This is a genomic window from Variovorax sp. AB1(2024), from assembly GCF_037482385.2.
Classification (GTDB): Bacteria; Pseudomonadota; Gammaproteobacteria; order Burkholderiales; family Burkholderiaceae_C; genus Variovorax.
The window spans coordinates 5,443,552-5,461,887 of record NZ_JBBHKP020000001.1; the positions used below are offsets into that span (position 1 = coordinate 5,443,552).

At 65.4% G+C, this 18,336-nt stretch carries 18 protein-coding genes and 1 tRNA gene; 12 read left to right on the top strand and 7 right to left on the bottom strand.

The genetic code is table 11. The annotated features are described in order from the left end of the window. Positions 1 to 18: 18 nt before the first annotated feature. Both WIX39_RS25500 and WIX39_RS25505 read right to left on the bottom strand, forming a co-directional pair. A complete protein-coding gene (locus WIX39_RS25500) occupies positions 19 to 687 on the bottom strand; it encodes a lytic transglycosylase domain-containing protein (protein WP_106937028.1) in 669 nt (222 codons plus the stop codon). Continuing rightward, positions 684 to 2,429 carry a proline--tRNA ligase gene (locus WIX39_RS25505; protein ID WP_106937027.1) on the bottom strand — a complete coding sequence of 582 codons (1,746 nt, stop codon included), beginning with the start codon at positions 2,427 to 2,429 and terminating at the stop codon, positions 684 to 686. Before WIX39_RS25505 ends, WIX39_RS25500 begins: the two co-directional genes overlap by 4 nt. 134 nt (positions 2,430 to 2,563) lie before the next feature. On the opposite strand from WIX39_RS25505, the gene WIX39_RS25510 reads away from it, so the two are divergent. Both WIX39_RS25510 and WIX39_RS25515 read left to right on the top strand, forming a co-directional pair. Beyond that, the gene (locus WIX39_RS25510) at positions 2,564 to 3,229 is read left to right on the top strand and encodes an RNA pyrophosphohydrolase (protein ID WP_081267934.1); all 666 of its coding nucleotides are present in this window, start codon (positions 2,564 to 2,566) and stop codon (positions 3,227 to 3,229) included. Continuing rightward, positions 3,180 to 3,770 carry a CNP1-like family protein gene (locus tag WIX39_RS25515; protein ID WP_106937026.1) on the top strand — a complete coding sequence of 197 codons (591 nt, stop codon included), beginning with the start codon at positions 3,180 to 3,182 and terminating at the stop codon, positions 3,768 to 3,770. The genes WIX39_RS25510 and WIX39_RS25515 overlap by 50 nt, the downstream gene beginning before the upstream one ends. 46 nt (positions 3,771 to 3,816) lie before the next feature. Here the strand turns inward: WIX39_RS25515 and proB are convergent, their stop codons facing one another. From proB to rplU, 4 genes are all read right to left on the bottom strand, one after another. Next, complete coding sequence (proB, locus tag WIX39_RS25520) at positions 3,817 to 4,956, bottom strand: glutamate 5-kinase (RefSeq protein ID WP_106937025.1); 1,140 nt, start codon at positions 4,954 to 4,956, stop codon at positions 3,817 to 3,819. Between the two features lie 74 nt (positions 4,957 to 5,030). Further along, positions 5,031 to 6,107 (bottom strand): Obg family GTPase CgtA, encoded by a 1,077-nt coding sequence (gene cgtA / locus WIX39_RS25525; protein WP_081267931.1) that lies wholly within the window; start codon positions 6,105 to 6,107, stop codon positions 5,031 to 5,033. A 71-nt stretch (positions 6,108 to 6,178) separates the two neighbouring features. Further along, on the bottom strand, positions 6,179 to 6,439 hold the full coding sequence (gene rpmA / locus WIX39_RS25530) for a 50S ribosomal protein L27 (RefSeq protein WP_081267930.1): 261 nt from the start codon (positions 6,437 to 6,439) through the stop codon (positions 6,179 to 6,181). 12 nt (positions 6,440 to 6,451) lie between these two features. Beyond that, positions 6,452 to 6,763: a 50S ribosomal protein L21 gene (gene rplU, locus WIX39_RS25535; RefSeq protein ID WP_057592097.1), complete on the bottom strand. Its 312-nt coding sequence runs from the start codon at positions 6,761 to 6,763 to the stop codon at positions 6,452 to 6,454. Between the two features lie 183 nt (positions 6,764 to 6,946). Here rplU and WIX39_RS25540 point away from each other — a divergent pair, with 183 nt between their 5' ends. The 10 genes from WIX39_RS25540 to WIX39_RS25585 all read left to right on the top strand — a co-directional run bounded on the left by WIX39_RS25540 (position 6,947) and on the right by WIX39_RS25585 (position 16,348). Beyond that, positions 6,947 to 7,939 (top strand): polyprenyl synthetase family protein, encoded by a 993-nt coding sequence (locus tag WIX39_RS25540; protein ID WP_409196148.1) that lies wholly within the window; start codon positions 6,947 to 6,949, stop codon positions 7,937 to 7,939. 53 nt (positions 7,940 to 7,992) lie between these two features. After that, a tRNA-Pro gene (locus WIX39_RS25545) sits at positions 7,993 to 8,069 on the top strand. Positions 8,070 to 8,182: 113 nt separating this feature from the next. Further along, positions 8,183 to 9,916 (top strand): type IV-A pilus assembly ATPase PilB, encoded by a 1,734-nt coding sequence (pilB, locus tag WIX39_RS25550; protein WP_081267928.1) that lies wholly within the window; start codon positions 8,183 to 8,185, stop codon positions 9,914 to 9,916. A 26-nt stretch (positions 9,917 to 9,942) separates the two neighbouring features. Continuing rightward, the gene (locus WIX39_RS25555; protein WP_081267927.1) at positions 9,943 to 11,172 is read left to right on the top strand and encodes a type II secretion system F family protein; all 1,230 of its coding nucleotides are present in this window, start codon (positions 9,943 to 9,945) and stop codon (positions 11,170 to 11,172) included. Continuing rightward, positions 11,172 to 12,137: a prepilin peptidase gene (locus WIX39_RS25560; RefSeq protein WP_409196149.1), complete on the top strand. Its 966-nt coding sequence runs from the start codon at positions 11,172 to 11,174 to the stop codon at positions 12,135 to 12,137. The genes WIX39_RS25555 and WIX39_RS25560 overlap by 1 nt, the downstream gene beginning before the upstream one ends. A gap of 11 nt (positions 12,138 to 12,148) precedes the next feature. Continuing rightward, positions 12,149 to 12,757, top strand: a complete 609-nt coding sequence (coaE, locus tag WIX39_RS25565; RefSeq protein ID WP_409196371.1) for a dephospho-CoA kinase — start codon at positions 12,149 to 12,151, stop codon at positions 12,755 to 12,757. A 69-nt stretch (positions 12,758 to 12,826) separates the two neighbouring features. Next, positions 12,827 to 14,320, top strand: a complete 1,494-nt coding sequence (locus WIX39_RS25570) for an MBOAT family O-acyltransferase (protein ID WP_409196150.1) — start codon at positions 12,827 to 12,829, stop codon at positions 14,318 to 14,320. A 1-nt stretch (position 14,321) separates the two neighbouring features. Continuing rightward, a complete protein-coding gene (locus tag WIX39_RS25575; protein ID WP_081267924.1) occupies positions 14,322 to 15,356 on the top strand; it encodes a hypothetical protein in 1,035 nt (344 codons plus the stop codon). Between the two features lie 30 nt (positions 15,357 to 15,386). Next, a complete protein-coding gene (zapD, locus tag WIX39_RS25580; RefSeq protein ID WP_081267923.1) occupies positions 15,387 to 16,142 on the top strand; it encodes a cell division protein ZapD in 756 nt (251 codons plus the stop codon). Then, entirely contained in the window at positions 16,139 to 16,348 is a 210-nt protein-coding gene (locus tag WIX39_RS25585; protein WP_081267922.1) for a DNA gyrase inhibitor YacG, read from the top strand. The genes zapD and WIX39_RS25585 overlap by 4 nt, the downstream gene beginning before the upstream one ends. Positions 16,349 to 16,360: 12 nt before the next feature. Here WIX39_RS25585 and WIX39_RS25590 read toward each other — a convergent pair whose 3' ends face one another. Next, a complete protein-coding gene (locus WIX39_RS25590; protein WP_081267974.1) occupies positions 16,361 to 18,328 on the bottom strand; it encodes an acyltransferase family protein in 1,968 nt (655 codons plus the stop codon). Between the last annotated feature and the right edge of the window lie 8 nt (positions 18,329 to 18,336).

Genomic DNA, 18,336 nt, shown 5'->3' on the forward strand with positions numbered 1-18,336 from the left:
CGGTGGCGTCCGGCTGCGTCAGGCGGCCGAGCGGTCGCGCTCGCGGTCCCTGTCGTTGAAAGCCCAGAGCCGCTGGTTGGCGAACACCGCATTCGGGTAAGGCGACTTGCCGCGGCTGCCGTTGTAGCGTCCGAGCGTCATGAACAGGTCGCCGTTCTCGCGGTCGAGATAGTGGCGCAGGATGACGCAGCCGAAACGCAGGTTGGTCTGCATGTGGAACAGCTTGCCGGGGTCGGAGTCGCCGATCACGCGCGTCCAGAAGGGCATCACCTGCATGTAGCCGCGCGCGCCGGCGCTCGACACCGCAAACTTGCGGAAATTGCTCTCGACCTGCACGAGCCCCAGCACCAGGCTCACCTCGAGGCCCGAGCGCTTGGACTCGTACCAGGCGGTCTGCAGGAATTCCTTGCGCGACGGCCAGTCGGGGATCTTCTTCTTGAGCCGCTCGCTCATCTCGCCGAGCCAGCGCAGGTAGACCAGCCGGGCTTCGGTGTTCGGGAACTCGGGCACCGGCGGCGCCTTGTTGTGGATGGCCGAACTCAGCGCGGTGCGCACCGAGTCGATCAGCGGCTCCTCGATCTGCGCGCCGGCCTGGGCGGTCCGGGGCAGCGACAACATCGTGAGGGCGCCCGCCGTCATGGCGCCGCCCAGGCAATGGCGTCGCGAGAGGCCGCCCTCCAGGCTCATTTCGCGAGCTTGCCGCTGATGAATTCGGCGATGCCGGCCACAGGCACCTTGGTGGCCGCGGTGTCGCGCCGACCCTGGTATTCGAGCTGGCCTTCCTTCAGGCCGCGGTCGGAGATGACGACGCGGTGCGGCACGCCGATGAGTTCCCAGTCGGCGAACATCGCGCCGGGGCGCTCGCCGCGGTCGTCGAGCAGCACGTCGATGCCCTTGGCGAGCAGTTCTTCGTAGAGCGCTTCGGCCGCCACCTTGACCTCGGGGCTGCGGTCCATGCCGATCGGGCAGACCACCACGGTGAACGGTGCCAGCGCGTCGGGCCAAATGATGCCGCGCTCGTCATGGTTCTGTTCGATGGCGGCGGCCGGCAGGCGGGTAATGCCGATGCCGTAGCAGCCCATCTCGAGGAATTGCGGCTTGCCGCCTTCGTCGAGGTAGGTGGCGTTCATGTCCTTGCTGTACTTGGTGCCCAGCACGAACACATGGCCCACTTCGATGCCGCGCTCGATGGCCAGCACGCCCTTGCCGTCGGGCGAGGCGTCGCCGGCGACCACGTTGCGAATGTCGGCCACCAGGTCGGGCTCGGGCAGGTCGCGGCCCCAGTTGACGCCGGTCATGTGGAAATCGACTTCGTTCGCGCCGGTGATCCAGTCGGCCATGACGGCGGCTTCGCGGTCGGCCACGAGCTTGACGGGCTTCTTGAGGTTCAGCGGGCCCAGGTAGCCGGGCTTGCAGCCGAAGTGCTCGTCGATTTCGGCGAGTGTCGCGAAGCGGAAGCCCTGGTTCAGGCCGGGCAGCTTGCCGACCTTGATCTCGTTCATGTCGTGGTCGCCGCGCAGCAGCAGCAGCCAGACCTGCGAGCCCTTGGGGTTGCCGGCCTCGTCCACGATGTCGGTGGCCAGCACCAGCGACTTGATGGTGGTGGAAAGCGGCACGCCCAGCAGTTCGGCCACGTCGGCGCAGGTGCTCTTGCCGGGAGTCGGCGTCTTCTCGAGCGCCTTGGCGGCAGCGGGACGCGGGCCGGCCGGGGCGAGCGCCTCGGCCTTTTCCATGTTGGCGGCGTAGTCGCTGTCGGGGCAGTAGACGATGGCGTCCTCGCCCGTTGCGGCGATCACCTGGAATTCTTCGCTCAGGTCGCCGCCGATGGCGCCGCTGTCGGCCGCCACGGCGCGGTAACGCAGGCCGAAGCGGTCGAAGATGTTGCGGTAGGCCTGCGCCATGACCTGGTAGCTGGCCTTGGCGGCGTCGAGGTCGCGGTCGAAGCTGTAGGCGTCCTTCATGATGAACTCGCGCCCACGCATCAGGCCGAAGCGCGGGCGGCGCTCGTCACGGAACTTGGTCTGGATCTGGTAGAAATTCTTCGGCAGCTGCTTGTAGCTGCGGATTTCCTGGCGGGCAATGTCGGTGACCACTTCTTCGCTGGTCGGCTGGATCACGAAGTCGCGGTCATGCCGGTCCTTGATGCGCAGCAGCTCGGGGCCCATCTTCTCGAAGCGGCCGGTCTCCTGCCAGAACTCGGCCGGCTGCACCACCGGCATCGTCATCTCGACGGCGCCGGCGCGATTCATTTCCTCGCGCACGATCGCCTCGACCTTGCGGATCACGCGCAGACCCATGGGCATGTAGGTGTAGATGCCCGTGCCGAGCTTCTTGATCATGCCGGCGCGCATCATGAGCCGGTGGCTCGCGACCTCTGCGTCAGCGGGCGCTTCCTTGAGGGTGGAGACAAAAAATCGGGAAGCTTTCATCGGGATCGCGGTGATGGAAACGAAATGGAAGTGGGGAACTGCTCCCCCGGAGAGACCCTGAGAGCCTGCATCGCAGCTTGCCGAGGGCACCCCGGCATGCATAATCGACTCAGTTCAAAAATTGGGGTTTGATTATGCTCGACCGGGACGGCTTCAGGCCCAACGTCGGCATCATCCTGCTCAACCAGAGAAACCAGGTTTTCTGGGGCAAACGCATACGCACGCATTCCTGGCAGTTTCCGCAAGGCGGCATAGACCGCGGCGAAAGTCCCGAGCAAGCCATGTTCCGGGAACTGCATGAGGAAGTGGGGCTCCACCCGGAGCATGTGCGCATCGTGGCCCGTACCCGCGACTGGTTGCGCTACGAGGTGCCGGATCGGTTCATCCGCCGTGACGCACGGGGCCACTACAAGGGCCAGAAACAAATCTGGTATTTGCTGCAACTCGTCGGCCACGATTGGGATCTCAATCTGCGTGCAACCGACCATCCCGAATTCGACGCCTGGCGCTGGCATGACTACTGGGTGCCGCTCGACGTTGTCGTCGAGTTCAAGCGCGGCGTCTACGAGATGGCGCTCACCGAGCTTGCTCGCTACCTGCCACGGCAGGATTTCCGCAACCGCTTCCTGCGCAGCAACGTGCGCGCCCGAGAATTCGAGCGCCACTCGCTGGACGCCGGGGCGCCGCCCGGACTGGACCTGCCGCCGGGCGGCAGCTTCGATCCGCATCCAGACATTCCTTCAGTGAGCGATGACCCTTCTGCCAATCACAAAGCGCCCTTCCTTCCGACGCAACGCTGAACGCGCCCTCCTGCTCGCCTGCTTCGGCGTCCTCGCCGGCTGCGCTTCGGGCAACCACGACACCGACAACGCCGACTGGGCCCAGGCCGGCATGCCGCCGCCGCCCAAGCGCACCGAGACGGACAAGGAGTGGGCCGAAACCGCCGTTCCGCCGCCCCCGGCGTTCAGCGAAAGCCGCCTGCTGCCGATCTCGATGCCGCCGTACATGAGCCTGCAGTTCGGCATCGACCCGAACACGATCGCCATCACCGACGACGGCATCGTGCGCTACGTGGTGGTGGCCCACAACCGCTCCGGCGGCGCCGTCAATGCCTTCTACGAAGGCGTGCGCTGCGCGACGTCGGAGATGAAGAGCTACGCCCGCTACAACGAAGGCAGCTGGCACGAGAACGAGAAGCCCGAGTGGAAGCGCTTCTACGACCTGAACTCCAGCTACACCAAGGCGCTGGCCGGCCAGGCACTGTGCCGCGGCAATGCCCCGCGCGCATCGGTCGGGGAAATGGTCCAGAACATCCGGAATCCGGTCCGGGAAGTTCAGTAAGCCAGAAAAACAAACGGGGCCTTGGGCCCCGTTTCAATTTCCAGCCTCAGCCGGGCATCAACACCATGTTGTCGCGGTGGACCATTTCAGGCTCCGCCACATAGCCCAGCAGTCGCTCGAACTCGGACGAGGGCTTGCGGCAGAGCAGCCGCGCTTCCACGCTCGAATAGTTGGCCAGCCCCCGGGCCAGTTCAACGCCTTCGGTATCGCGCACCGCGATCACGTCGCCGCGCGAGAACTCGCCCGACACGCCAGTCATGCCGATCGGCAGCAGGCTCTTGCCCTCGGCCCGGACCTTGGCCGCCGCGCCTGGGTCGACGACCACGGCGCCGCGCAGCTGCAGATGATCGGCCATCCAGCGCTTGCGGGCCTGGTGCTTGGCGGTCTGCGCCACCAGCAGCGTGCCGATGGATTCGCCCTTCGCCAGGCGCAGCAGCGCATCGGCTTCCCGCCCCCAGGCGATGACCGTGGAGGCGCCGGAGCCCGCGGCGCGCTTGGCCGCGAGGATCTTGGTGATCATCCCGCCCTTGCCGATGCTCGACCCCGCACCGCCGGCCATGGCCTCGAGCGCCGGATCGCCCGCCGCGGCTTCGTGCACAAACTTCGCTTCAGGGTCCTTGCGCGGATCGGCCGTGTAGAGGCCCTTCTGGTCCGTGAGGATGACCAGCGCGTCGGCCTCCACGAGATTGGCCACGAGCGCGCCGAGCGTGTCGTTGTCGCCGAACTTGATCTCGTCGTTGACGACGGTGTCGTTCTCGTTGATGACCGGGACCACGCCCAGCCGCAGCAGCGTGACGAGGGTGGAACGCGCGTTGAGGTAGCGCTCGCGGTCGGCAAGGTCGGCATGCGTCAGCAGCACCTGGGCGCTGCCGATCTGGTTTTCGCGCAGCTTGGTCTCGTACATCTGGGCCAGGCCCATCTGCCCTACCGCCGCCGCCGCCTGCAACTCATGGATCTCGTGCGGGCGGGTGCGCCAGCCGAGCCGCTTCATGCCTTCGGCAATGGCGCCGCTGGACACCATGACGACCTCGCGGCCGTCACGCACGAGTTCCGCCAACTGGCGGCACCATTCGCCGATGGCCGCTTCGTCGAGACCGCGCCCTTCGTTGGTCACGAGGCTGGAGCCCACCTTCACGACGATACGGCGGGCATCCCGCAAGGCGGTGGATCCAGAATTCGAAGTCATTTCGGCTGTAGCGGTCGTGAATGCTGCGTTGATTGCTATCTGATTTGCAGCATCTTTCGATGCTGCGCCGCTGGTCAGGCGCCTTCGGGCGGCAGCGGAATGAAGCGCGGATCGACTTCGACCGGCGCATGCTCGGCCGCCTGCTGCGCCTTGACCTGCTGGTAGATCGCCTGCACCAGGTGCTCGCAGCCTTCGCGCGTGAGCGCCGAGATCTCGAACACCGGCCCCTTGAAGCGCAGGCGCTTGACGAAGTCCTTGACGCGCGCGGCACGCTCGTCGGCGGGCACCATGTCGAGCTTGTTGAGCACCAGCCAGCGCGGCTTCTCGTAGAGCGCCGCGTCGTATTTCTTCAGTTCGCCGACGATGGCCTTGGCTTGCGCCACCGGGTCGATGCTGTCGTCGAACGGCGCCATGTCGATCACGTGCAGCAGCAGGCGGGTGCGCTGCAGGTGGCGCAGGAAAAGATGGCCGAGGCCGGCGCCTTCGGAAGCACCCTCGATCAGTCCGGGCAGGTCGGCCACCACAAAGCTCTGCTCCGGGCCGACGCGCACGACGCCGAGGTTCGGGTGCAGCGTGGTGAAGGGGTAGTCCGCGATGCGAGGACGGGCATTGGAGATGGCGCTGATCAGTGTCGACTTGCCGGCATTCGGCATGCCGAGCAGGCCCACGTCGGCCAGGACCTTGAGTTCGAGCTTGAGGCTGCGCTTCTCGCCGGGCCAGCCGGGCGTCTTCTGGCGCGGGGCGCGGTTGATGGCGCTCTTGAAGCGCATGTTGCCGAAGCCACCGTCGCCACCCTTGGCGATGGTGATGACTTCACCTTCGTTCAGGAGTTCGAACAGCACCTCGCCGGTTTCGGCGTCGGAGATGATCGTGCCGACCGGCATCCTGAGCGTGATGTCGTCGCCAGCGGCGCCGAACATGTCGGAGCCCATGCCGTGCTCTCCGCGCTTGGCCTCGTGGCGGCGGGAATAGCGGAAATCGACAAGAGTATTCAGATTCGAGTCGGCCACCGCGAAGACGTGGCCGCCACGGCCTCCGTCGCCGCCGTTGGGGCCGCCGAACTCTTTGTATTTCTCATGACGGAACGACACGCAGCCGTTGCCGCCATCGCCCGCGGCGATGTCGATGAAGGCTTCGTCGACGAACTTCATGGGATGTCCAGTTTACAAATGAAGAAGCCCCGGCAATGCGGGGCCTCGGGCTGATCGGAGTGACTCGAGGCTTACGCCGCCGGCGTCACGTTGACCGTGTGCTTGTTCAGTGCACCCTTTTGACCGAACGACACGTGGCCGTCGACCAGGGCGAAGAGCGTGTGGTCCTTGCCCACGCCGACGTTCACGCCGGGGTGGAACTGGGTGCCGCGCTGGCGCACGATGATCGAGCCTGCGCTGATCAGTTCGCCGCCGAAGGCCTTCACGCCGAGCATCTTGGGCTTGGAATCGCGCCCGTTTCGCGTTGAGCCGCCGCCTTTTTTCTGTGCCATGGAATCTTCTCCTTAGCCGGCGATCGCGCCGATTTGCAGTTCGGTGAACTGCTGGCGATGGCCTTGACGTTTCTGATAATGCTTGCGACGGCGCATCTTGAAGATGCGAACCTTGTCGTGCTTGCCGTGCGACAGTACCGTGACTGTCACCGTTGCGCCGGACACCAGGGGCGTGCCAACCTTGATTTCAGCGCCGTTTCCGACAGCCAGAACCTGGTCGATCACGATTTCCTGGCCTACGTCCGCAGCAATCTGTTCTACTTTAATTTTTTCGCCGGAAGCAACGCGATACTGCTTGCCGCCGGTTTTTATGACCGCGTACATGTAAACCTCTTAGAAATTGAGTCCCCGCGGCGAATTCCGCAGAGCCCAAGATTATAGCGCGGTTCGTGTCCGCCAACCACCCCGGCCCGGGCACGCTCCCTGCGGAAGGTAACGGCTCCCTATAATTTGCGCGTCCCGGCCCCTGGGCCGCCCTTACTTTCAGCAGCGCTCCGCGCCCCCGCTTTGCCAGTTCCCGCCGCCGACACCTCCCCCACCGCCACCGTGCTGGACCTGATTGCCGGCGACATGGTCGAAGTCGATCGTGTCATCGCCCGCCGCCTCGACACGGGCGTGCCGCTGGTCAGCCAAGTCTCCAAATACATCATCTCCGCGGGCGGCAAGCGCTTGAGGCCAGCGCTTCTGCTGCTGATGTCGGGCGCGCTGGGCTACACCGGCGAGCAGCGCTTCAATCTGGCGGCAGTGGTGGAGTTCATCCATACCGCGACGCTGCTGCACGACGACGTGGTCGACGAATCGACGCTGCGCCGTGGCCGCGCAACCGCCAACGAATCGTTCGGCAATCCGGCCAGCGTGCTGGTCGGCGACTTCCTCTACTCGCGCGCCTTCCAGATGATGTTGGACGCCGACAACATGCGCGTGATGCAGATCCTGGCCGAGGCGACCAACGTGATCGCCGAAGGCGAAGTGCTGCAGCTGATGAACATGCACGACGCGTCGCTGGACGAAGCAGCCTACCTGCGCGTGATCCGCTCCAAGACCGCCAAGCTTTTCGAAGCCAGCACCCGGCTCGCGGCCGTCCTGGCCGGCGCCACGACCGAGGTCGAGGAAGCCTGCGCCACTTATGGGCAAGCGCTGGGCACCGCGTTCCAGGTGATCGACGACGTGTTGGACTATGCAGGCGACGCCAACGAGACAGGAAAGAACGTCGGCGACGACCTGCGCGAAGGCAAGACCACGCTGCCGCTCATCTTTGCGATGCAGCGCGGAACGCCTGCGCAGAGCCAGCTCGTGCGCGCCGCCATCGAGGCTGGAGACACCGCCCAGCTGGGCAAGGTGGTCGAGATCGTTCGCGAAACCGGGGCACTGGATGCTTCCCGCGAAGCCGCTGCCGCAGAAGCTCAACGCGCAATTCATGCATTGAATGGCTTTCCGTCCAATTTGCACGCTTCAGGTTTGCTACAATTGGCGGCTCAGTTGCTTGAGCGACGTGCCTGAACACCTCACCTGAGTTGGCATCTAGGAACGACTTCTCTTTTTCTTGCAACCATCGGGGTGTAGCTTAGCCTGGTAGAGCGCTACGTTCGGGACGTAGAGGCCGGAGGTTCGAATCCTCTCACCCCGACCAGCCTTTGGCTGGCATAAATAAATGGCCATGCCTGTTGCTGTGTAGCGATTTACAGCAAAGGAGTGTTCAGCGATGATCGTGAAGCACTTTTTCACATCTTTTGCATTCGCTGAATGGCCGCTGCCGAACTTCCAGTCAAAGAATCCGCGCAGATTGCGCTTCCTGGGCTCGCGCGCGCGCTGATTTCGGCCGGCAAGCTGGCCGCCAAGACGGCGGAAGACATCTATCAGAAGTCGCTGAGCGGCCGCACCAGCTTCATTGCGGAACTGACCGGCACTGGCGCCGTGTCGGCCGCGGACCTTGCCCATACCCTTTCCAGCGCATTCGGCGCCCCGCTGCTCGACCTCGACGCCATCGACCACCAGCGCCTGCCCAAGGACCTGCTCGACCCGAAGCTCTGCCACGCCTACCGCATCGTCGTTCTCAGCAAGCGCAACAACCGGCTGATCGTTGCCACGGCAGACCCGTCGGACCAGCAGGCGGCGGAGAAGATCAAGTTCGCGTCGCAGATGGGCGTCGACTGGGTCATCGCGGAATACGACAAGCTGTCGCGCATGATCGAAGCCGCCGCCGTGAGCGCGGCGGAGACCATCAACAGCATCGTCGGCAGCGAGTTCGAATTCGACGAGGTCACGCCCGACACCTCGGGCGACGCCAATGACCAGGCGATCGCCGAAGTCGAAGACGCGCCGGTGGTGCGGTTCCTCCACAAGATGCTGCTCGACGCCGTCAGCATGCGGGCATCGGACATCCATTTCGAGCCCTACGAGCACAACTACCGTGTACGTTTTCGCGTCGACGGCGAACTGCGCGAGGTCGCCAGCCCGCCGACCGTCATCAAGGACAAGCTCGCCTCCCGCATCAAGGTGATTTCGCGGCTCGACATCTCCGAGAAGCGCGTGCCGCAGGACGGCCGCATGAAGCTCAAGATCGGCCCCGACCGCGTGATCGACTTTCGCGTGAGCACGCTGCCCACGCTGTTCGGCGAGAAGATCGTGGTTCGTATCCTCGACCCCAGCAGTGCGCGCCTGGGCATCGATGCGCTGGGCTACGACGCCGACGAGAAGGCGCGGCTTCTGCATGCCATCGGCCGCCCCTACGGCATGGTGCTCGTGACCGGCCCGACGGGCTCCGGCAAGACGGTGTCGCTCTACACCTGCCTGAACCTGCTGAACCAGCCGGGCGTGAACATCGCGACGGCGGAAGACCCGTCGGAAATCAACCTGCCGGGCGTCAACCAGGTCAACGTCAACGAGCGCGCGGGGCTGACTTTCGCCGCCGCGCTGCGCGCGTTCCTGCGGCAGGATCCGGACATCATCATGGTCGGCGAAATCCGCGACCTCGAAACCGCCGACATCTCGATCAAGGCGGCGCAGACGGGCCACCTGGTGCTCTCGACGCTGCACACCAACGACGCGCCGACCACGCTCACGCGCATGCGCAACATGGGCATCGCGCCGTTCAACATCGCATCGAGCGTGATCCTGATCACCGCGCAGCGCCTTGCGCGGCGGCTGTGCACCGTCTGCCGCGCGCCCGCGGACGTACCGCGCGAAGCCCTCCTCGACGCGGGATTCCAGGAAGAACAACTGGACGGCAGCTGGAAGCCTTACCGCCCGGTCGGCTGCTCGGCATGCAGCGGCGGCTACAAGGGCCGCGTCGGCATCTACCAGGTGATGCCGATCTCGGAAGCGATCCAGGAAATCATCCTGCGCGACGGCAGCGCACTCGACATCGCACAGCAGTCCGAGAGGGAAGGCGTGCGCTCGCTGCGCCAGTCCGGCCTGCGCAAGGTCATGCAGGGCCTGACTTCGCTCGAAGAAGTCGTGGCCTGCACCAACGAATAACGCACACACTGAAATCCGGAGATCGAATGGCAACAGTGGCATCCTCCCGCTCCCAGCCCACACACAAGGAATTTGTCTTCGAGTGGGAAGGCAAGGACCGCAACGGCAAGCTGGTGCGTGGCGAACTCCGGGCCGCCGGCGAGAACCAGGTGCAGGCCGCGCTGCGCCGCCAGGGCGTGCTGGCTTCGAAGATCAAGAAGCGGCGGATGCGCTCGGGCAAGAAGATCAAGCCCAAGGACATCGCCATCTTCACGCGCCAGCTGGCAACGATGATGAAAGCCGGCGTGCCGCTGATGCAGTCCTTCGACATCGTCGGGCGCGGCAACGCGAACGCGAGCGTGGCCAAGCTGCTGAACGACATCCGCAGCGACGTGGAAACGGGTACGTCCCTTTCGGCGGCGTTCCGCAAGTTTCCGAAGTACTTCGACAACCTCTACTGCAACCTGGTGGAGGCCGGCGAGGCCGCCGGTATCCTGGAAGACCTGCTGGACCGGCTGGCCACGTACATGGAGAAGACCGAGGCGATCAAGTCCAAGATCAAGTCGGCGTTGATGTACCCGACTTCGGTGGTCGTGGTGGCTTTCGTGGTGGTGGCCATCATCATGATCTTCGTGATTCCGGCGTTCAAGCAGGTGTTCACCTCGTTCGGCGCCGACTTGCCGGCACCCACGCTGTTCGTGATGGCGATGAGCGAGTTCTTCGTTTCGTACTGGTGGCTGATCTTCGGGGGGCTCGGCGGAGGCATCTATTTCTTTCTGCAGGCCTGGAAGCGCAACGAACGCGTGCAGAGAGTCATGGACCGGGCGCTGCTGAGGGTGCCGATCTTCGGCGCGCTGATCGAAAAATCCTGCGTGGCGCGCTGGACCCGCACGCTGGCAACGATGTTCGCCGCCGGCGTGCCGCTGGTCGAAGCGCTGGACTCCGTGGGCGGAGCCTCGGGCAATACCGTCTACGGGGACGCCACGGCCAAGATCCAGCAGGAAGTCTCGACCGGCACCAGCCTCACGGCGGCCATGACCAACGCCAACCTGTTCCCCTCGATGGTCATCCAGATGACCGCGATCGGCGAGGAATCCGGCTCCATCGACCACATGCTGGGCAAGGCGGCCGACTTCTATGAATCGGAAGTGGACGACATGGTCGCGGGCCTCTCGAGCCTGATGGAGCCCATCATCATCGTGTTCCTGGGCACCATCATCGGCGGCATCGTGGTCTCGATGTACCTGCCCATCTTCAAGCTCGGCCAGGTCGTCTGATGCTCGTTTCGCGGGAGATCGACACCGTTCTGGCCGGTGTCCTGGGGCTATTGATCGGCAGCTTTCTCAACGTCGTCATCTACCGCGTTCCGGTGATGATGTACCGGGAATGGCTGTCCGAGGCCGTGGCCAACCTGATGTCGTCCAGGGACATGCCCTCGCTCTGGTCGCTGGCGTTCGGGACGAAGGCCGTGCCTCCGGCGGGGCTCGAGGCGGCAGCCGACAAGGCGGCGACGGCCATCGAGGCGCTGCCCCCCTTCAACCTCATGCGCCCGGCATCGCGCTGCGGGAACTGCGGCCATGAAATCCGCTGGTACCAGAACATCCCCGTGCTGAGCTATGTGCTGCTGCGCGGCCGCTGCGCCTCCTGCAAGACGAGGATCAGCCCGCGCTACCCGCTGGTCGAGCTGGTCACCGCCGGGCTCTTTGCCCTGTGCGCCCATCGCTTCGGCATCACCCCCGCCGGCGTCCTGTGGGCTGCGTTCGGGGCACTGCTGGTCTGCCAGTTCCTGATCGACTTCGACACCCAGTTCCTGCCCGATTCGATCAACTATCCGCTGCTGTGGCTCGGCCTCGTCGGCGCTGCCATGGGCTGGACCGGCGTCTCGCTCAACGCCGCCGTCTGGGGGGCGGTGTTCGGCTACCTGAGCCTTTGGCTTGTGTACCATGGCTTTCGCCTGATCACGGGCAAGGAAGGCATGGGCTATGGCGACTTCAAACTGCTCGCCGCGCTGGGTGCTTGGCTGGGCGCCGACTACCTCATCGCGATCATCCTCGTCTCGTCGCTGGTGGGCGCCGTGATCGGGCTGACACTGCGCTTCGCAGGCAAGCTGGCGCACAAGGACATCCCCATCGCTTTCGGTCCGTTCCTGGCCGGCGCGGGCCTGGTCTGCCTGGTGGCGGGCCCCGGGCTCGTGAAGCAGTGGATTCCGTTCGCGTTCCCGCTGGGCGCGCTGGTGCATTGACCGGCAAGCTCATGGTGCGGCGTATCGGGCTGACAGGCGGCATCGGCAGCGGCAAGAGCACGGTCGCCGCGCTGCTGGTCGCGCAGGGCGCGGTCCTGGTCGACACCGACGCCATCGCGCGCTCGATCGCGCAGCCGGGCGGCATCGCCATGCCGGCGCTGGAGGCCGCATTCGGCGCTGGCGTGATCGCACCCGACGGCGGCATGGACCGGGCCGCCATGCGCCAGATCGTGTTCGCGGACGCTGGCGCCAAGACCCGGCTCGAATCCATCCTGCACCCGCTGATCGGCGCGGAAACCCGGCGCCAGGCCGCGGCGGCCGGCCCGGATGCCGTCGTCGTCTTCGACGTTCCGCTGCTGGTCGAGTCCGGCCGCTGGCGCGCCATGGTGGACCGGGTGCTGGTGGTCGACGCCCGCGAACAAACACAGCTGGAGCGGGTGATTGCCCGCTCGGGCTGGACACCCGAGGCGACCAGGGCCGTGATCGCCCAGCAAGCCCCGCGCAAGGCACGCCGGGCCGCCGCGGACGCCGTCATCTACAACGACGACCTGACCCTGGAGGAACTCGGTGCGCAGGTGCGGGGTCTCTGGGAACGGTGGGTTCGGACGGGCACGCGATAATTAACGATTGACGCCGCGACGGCTACACGACGATCACGTCAAACGGCGCACGCCTAAGCGCCCCTCACGATGCTTTTCAATTCGTACCCTTTCATCTTTGTATTTTTCCCGCTGGTCCTGATCGGCTTCTTCCTGATCGGCGCGCGCAGTCCCCGGTCGGCGGCGGGTTTCCTGGCACTGGCCTCGCTTTTCTTCTACGGCTGGTGGAGCGTCAAGGCGCTGCCGCTGCTGCTGGGATCGATCTGCATCAACTACTGGTTCGGACTGCGGCTCACGCCGTCTCCGGGGCGGGAAGACAAGCACCGCAAGGCCCTGCTGATCATCGCGCTGGTGGTCAACCTGGGTGTGCTGGCGATCTTCAAGTACGCCAACTTCTTCCTGGAGAACATCGACGCCGGCCTGGCCGCCGCGGGCTTCTCGCAGATCGACCTGGTGCACATCGTGCTGCCGATCGGCATCTCGTTCTATACCTTCACGCAGATCGCGTTCCTGGTCGACTGCTGGCAAGGCAAGGTGCACGAGCGCAGCTTCATCCACTACGTCCTGTTCGTGACCTACTTCCCGCACCTGATCGCGGGCCCCGTGCTGCATCACGCGCAGATGATGCCGCAGTTCAACAACCCGGCCACCTACAGGATCAACGCCCGCAACCTGGCGCTCGGGCTGGGCATCTTCGTCTTCGGCCTGTCCAAGAAGATGCTGATCGCCGACCCGCTGGGGCAGTACGCGGACATGATGTTCAAGGGCGTGCACGAAGGCGTGGCGCCTTCGCTGTACACGGCCTGGTTCGGCGTGCTGGCCTATACGCTGCAGATCTACTTCGACTTCTCCGGCTATTCGGACATGGCAGTGGGCCTGTCGCTGTGCGTGGGCGTGCAGCTGCCGCTCAACTTCCGCTCGCCGTACAAGTCGACCAACATGATCGAGTTCTGGCGCCGCTGGCACATCTCGCTGTCGACCTTCCTGCGCGACTACCTCTACGTGCCGCTGGGCGGCAACCGCAAGGGACCGGCGCGCCGCTACATCAACCTGTTCCTCACGATGCTGCTGGGCGGCCTGTGGCACGGCGCGGCGTGGACTTTCGTGATCTGGGGCGCACTGCACGGTGCCTATCTCATGGTCAACCATTTCTGGAATGCCAAGGTGCGCCGCGGCAACACCAGGACCACGTGGTACGGCCGCGTGGCCGGATGGTTCATCACCTTCGTCTGCGTCATGATCGCCTGGGTCGTGTTCCGCGCCGACAGCATGTCGGCCGCCATCGAGATCTACAAGGGCATGCTGGGCATGCACGGCGCCCCCGTCTCGGCGTTCAGCGAGTTCAAGGTACCGTTCCGCAAGCCGGAGTTCTTCCAGACCATCCTGGCCGGCCTGGTGATCTGCCTGGCGCTGCCGCCCACGATCACGCTCGACCGCTGGATCCCGAGCGTCCCCGGCCTGGCCGGCCGCCCGCGCCTGCAGCTGCTGGCGACCTGGGTCACGGGCCTGGGCTGCGTCTATCTCTTTGGCTTGTGCCTGTCGAAGTTCGGCAGCTACAGCCCGTTCCTCTATTTCCAGTTCTGACATGGAAGACACGAAATCGGCCAAGGTTTGGCTTCGCATCTTCGCCGCGGGCTACCTGGTGTGCTGCGCACTGCTGCTGACCAGCCTCTTCACGCCCATTCCCTATGGCGACCTGACGCGCATCGGGCGCATCTCCGAGCGCGAATTCGGCTGGCACGAGCCGCCGCCGCCCATTCCGGACGCCGACGTCAAGACCTGGCCGATCAACGAGGCCGACATCCTGGTGATCGGCGACAGCTTCTCGGTGCGCTACGCCTGGCAATCGGCGCTGGTGGGCGCGGGCTACAAGATGACCACCACGCACTGGGACAACCTCGGCGGCGTGGTGTGCGGCGACTTCTCGAGCTGGCTCGAAAAGTCCGGCTTCAAGGGCAAGGTCGTGATCATCGAGAGCATCGAGCGGCTGCTCGAGGACCGCATCCAGAAGTCCGAGTCCTGCGCAACCATGAAGCATGCCTTCAAGCCGACGCCGCCCCCCTTCGAAAACCCGGCCAAGCCCGCGCCCGGCTTCCAGCTCAACTGGGACGCCGAACTGCTCAGCGGCTGGTACACGTACCACAACACCAAGGCCATCCTGGCCTCCGACAGCTGGACCAACACGCCCGAGCGCTGGGGCCCGCTGATCGACGCGCGCGTCGTGCCCGACGGCTGCAAGCAGTTCAGCCACCACGCCTGCGACAAGCTGCTCATGACCGCCGAAGACCGCGTCAACCCGGCGCTGTCGGTCAAGTCGGCCCGGTTCATGAAGAGCTTCGAGACCACCGCCGCGCCCTACAAGGTCGTCTGGATGGTGGTCCCGAACAAGAGCACGGTGTATTTGCAACAAAACCATGCCGACGAGTTCAGGGCCGCGTTCAACCCGCAAAATATCGGGCCGGACCTGTTCGCGCTCGCGGAGCAGAACCGCTTCAAGGTCATGGACCTTTTCCCCGCCAACGAAACCCATGTCTCGACCCGCGGATACATTCTTTTCGGTCAGCGTATGCTGGAGGCTGTGCGACAAGTGTTTCCGCCGCCGGCAGCCAAGTCGCAATGAGCTCGAACCTGACGTGAAAAAACGATACGCGTGATCCTTTACGAGTACCCCTTCAACGAGCGCATCCGCACCTACCTGCGGCTGGAGCACCTGTTTCGCCGCCTGGGCGAGCTGGTACCCGCTGAATCGCCGCTGTCCCACCACTACGCCCTGATCACGATCTTCGAGATCATGGACGTCGCCGCGCGGGCCGACCTCAAGGCCGATGTCCTGCGCGACCTCGACAAGCACAAGACCGTCTTCAACAGCTACCGCGGCAACCCGGCCATTGCCGAGACGGTGCTCGACCAGGTCATCGGCCAGCTCGAGCGCAACTTCAGCGCCCTCAACGGCGTGGCCGGCAAGGCCGGGCAGGCGTTGACGGAAAACGAGTGGCTCATGAGCATCCGCAGCCGCGCCGGCATTCCGGGCGGCACCTGCGAATTCGACCTGCCCGCCTACTACGCCTGGCAGCATCGCCCGCCGGCCAGCCGCCGCGCCGACCTCGAACGCTGGTCGAACACGCTCTCGCCGCTGGCCTCGTCGATCTACCTGCTGCTCAAGCTGCTGCGCGACGCCGACGTGCCCTACAAGGTGATCGCCACCAACGGCCAGTTCCAGCAGAACCTGCCCCAGGGCCGCAGCTTCCAGCTGCTGCGCCTGCGCATCGACCCCAAGCTGGGCCTCATTCCTGAAATCAGCGGCAATCGCCTCATGGTGTCGGTGCGCCTCATGCGCCACGACAAGGACGACCGCCTGCATCAAAGCTCGGACGACGCGCCTTTCGAGCTGACCCTCTGCGCATGACCGCGGTGAACGACAAAGGCGAGCGGATCGTCCGCTGTCCCACGTGCGGCGGCGACAGCATCTACGCTCCCAGCAATGCTTACCGGCCCTTCTGCAGCGCACGCTGCAAGGGCATCGACCTGGGTGCCTGGGCCAGCGAGGAATTCCGGATGCCGGCCGAGGCGCCGCCGGACGAAGAACCCTTCGGCGACCCGAAGATCCAGTAACCCCCGCAAAAGCTACTTTGCGGCGCCGCCCTCGTCCAGCAGCGCCGGGTCGATGTACGTCGCAAAGCTGCGCGCATACCTCGGCCGAAGATGGCCGATGTCCTTGTAGGCCGGCGAACCATCGTCCGGCATGCTGCGGATGCACTCTTCGCCCGCGCACAGGCTGGCAAACGGCTCGATGACCCGCGCACCGCTGGCTTGCGCGACCTGCTTCAGCCGCGCATTGAACAGTGCCTGGTCGTGCGGCATCGGCGCCTTGAGTCCGCTGGAGGCCCTCAGGTCACCGAGCCGGCTGCCCTCGATCTGCCTGAGCGGATCGAAATCCATCCCGACCGGATTCCCGAGCACCAGATACACCGGCTTGAGTGCCGACAGCCGCTTAAGAACGTCGCCCAGCGATTTCAGCGCCAGCTCGACGCCGTCTCCGTTGAGGAACGGGTGCACGGCCTGCCTGTCGTCCACGAAGTAGTTCGCCATCGGGCCGGTGCCGGTGAAATAGCAGCTCCAGCACGCGCCGATCACCACGGAATCGACTTCGGGCTTCAGCGCCAGATCCAGCACCGCCTTGCGACGCTGGTCGCAGGCCATGTCGGCGCTGCTGAACATGCCGGGCACCGGAGGGCAAGCCCCCTGGGTCGCGAAGTACGCCGTGCGCGCCTGGTCGGGCTGCGTGCGGGCCAACTCCAGCGCGCGGGGTGCGTACTGCTCGATGTGGCTGTCGCCGATCAGCAATACGTTGTGCCTGCCGCTGCCGGCCTTGTAGACGAACTGCCCGCCCAACGCGGTCTCCTGCAGGCCTTCGTAATAGTTGTCTTCCTGCACCGCGTCGGCCACGGCCTGCAGGGCCGGGCTGTCGTGGCGAGGAAGCGGCGTGCCCGTGAAGACCAGCACGCCGGCCAGCGCCAGCGCCGCGCCGCCGCCCGCCAATCCGCGCAGCATGGCTTGCGAGAGATGCAGCTTGACGAAGCGCTCGACGAAGCGATATGTGGCCCAGGCCAGCACGATCGCGGCTGCCACCATCGCGATGCGCACCTGCAGCGACGGCTCCCCGCCCGCGACGATGCGCGCATACGAAAGCAGCGGCCAGTGCCACAGGTACAGCGGGTAGCTGATCAGGCCGATCCACACCATGAGTCTGTTCGACAGCAGGTAGCGGTTCAGCACGCCGCCCGGGCCCGCTGCAATGCAGCTGACCGCACCGAGCACCGGCACCAGGGCCCACCAGCCCGGAAACGCCCTCGTGCTGTGAACCGCGAAGAGTCCCCAGGCGATCAGCCCGATGCCGACGACGGACTGCGCATGCCGCAGCATCGCGGTGCGTGAACTGTCCGAAGCCACGGCCGGCCGCAGCCGCATGGCCGCCAGCAGGCCGCCGGCCATCAGCTCCCAGGCCCGCGAGAGCGGAGAGTAGAAGGCGGCCGCGCGGTGCGGCTGCACCGTGAGCACATTGACCAGGAACGAAACCACGGCCACGGCCAGGGTCACCTTCAGGATCGGCCAGCGCTTTCGCCAGGCCAGCCCCAGCAGCAGGGGCCAGAAGATGTAGAACTGCTCCTCGATGCCCAGCGACCACAGGTGCAGCAGCGGCTTGGTCTCCGCCGACGCGTCGAAGTAGCCCGCCTCGCCGAGGAACACAAGGTTGGCGAAAAAGGCCGCGCCGCCGGTGGTCTGCTTGCCGAGCTGCGAGAACTCGCCCGGCAGCAGCACATACCAGCCGAACGCCAGCGTGGCGAGCAGCACGAGCACCAGCGCTGGAAAGATGCGCCGGATGCGCCGCGCATAGAAGTCGCGGTAGCTGAAGTCGCCCGCCGCCAGGCTCTGCAGAAGAATGGTCGTGATCAGGAAGCCCGAGATCACGAAGAAGATGTCGACCCCGATGAAGCCGCCCGGCAGCAGGCTCGGGAACGCGTGATAGACCAGCACCGAGCCGACCGCGACGGCACGCAGGCCGTCAATGTCCGGGCGGTACTTGGGATGCATCGTGCGCG

Excerpts from the sequence above, each read along its gene's own strand:
- proB (WP_106937025.1), bottom strand. The coding sequence starts at position 4,956 with ATGACTTCGAATTCTGGATCCACCGCCTTGCGGGATGCCCGCCGTATC.
- rplU (WP_057592097.1), bottom strand. The coding sequence starts at position 6,763 with ATGTACGCGGTCATAAAAACCGGCGGCAAGCAGTATCGCGTTGCTTCC.
- WIX39_RS25570 (WP_409196150.1), top strand. The coding sequence starts at position 12,827 with ATGCTTTTCAATTCGTACCCTTTCATCTTTGTATTTTTCCCGCTGGTC.
- WIX39_RS25515 (WP_106937026.1), top strand. The coding sequence starts at position 3,180 with ATGACCCTTCTGCCAATCACAAAGCGCCCTTCCTTCCGACGCAACGCT.
- WIX39_RS25500 (WP_106937028.1), bottom strand. The coding sequence starts at position 687 with ATGAGCCTGGAGGGCGGCCTCTCGCGACGCCATTGCCTGGGCGGCGCC.
- coaE (WP_409196371.1), top strand. The coding sequence starts at position 12,149 with ATGGTGCGGCGTATCGGGCTGACAGGCGGCATCGGCAGCGGCAAGAGC.
- rpmA (WP_081267930.1), bottom strand. The coding sequence starts at position 6,439 with ATGGCACAGAAAAAAGGCGGCGGCTCAACGCGAAACGGGCGCGATTCC.
- WIX39_RS25505 (WP_106937027.1), bottom strand. The coding sequence starts at position 2,429 with ATGAAAGCTTCCCGATTTTTTGTCTCCACCCTCAAGGAAGCGCCCGCT.
- WIX39_RS25585 (WP_081267922.1), top strand. The coding sequence starts at position 16,139 with ATGACCGCGGTGAACGACAAAGGCGAGCGGATCGTCCGCTGTCCCACG.
- cgtA (WP_081267931.1), bottom strand. The coding sequence starts at position 6,107 with ATGAAGTTCGTCGACGAAGCCTTCATCGACATCGCCGCGGGCGATGGC.
- pilB (WP_081267928.1), top strand. The coding sequence starts at position 8,183 with ATGGCCGCTGCCGAACTTCCAGTCAAAGAATCCGCGCAGATTGCGCTT.
- WIX39_RS25510 (WP_081267934.1), top strand. The coding sequence starts at position 2,564 with ATGCTCGACCGGGACGGCTTCAGGCCCAACGTCGGCATCATCCTGCTC.
- WIX39_RS25575 (WP_081267924.1), top strand. The coding sequence starts at position 14,322 with ATGGAAGACACGAAATCGGCCAAGGTTTGGCTTCGCATCTTCGCCGCG.
- WIX39_RS25560 (WP_409196149.1), top strand. The coding sequence starts at position 11,172 with ATGCTCGTTTCGCGGGAGATCGACACCGTTCTGGCCGGTGTCCTGGGG.
- WIX39_RS25590 (WP_081267974.1), bottom strand. The coding sequence starts at position 18,328 with ATGCATCCCAAGTACCGCCCGGACATTGACGGCCTGCGTGCCGTCGCG.
- WIX39_RS25555 (WP_081267927.1), top strand. The coding sequence starts at position 9,943 with ATGGCAACAGTGGCATCCTCCCGCTCCCAGCCCACACACAAGGAATTT.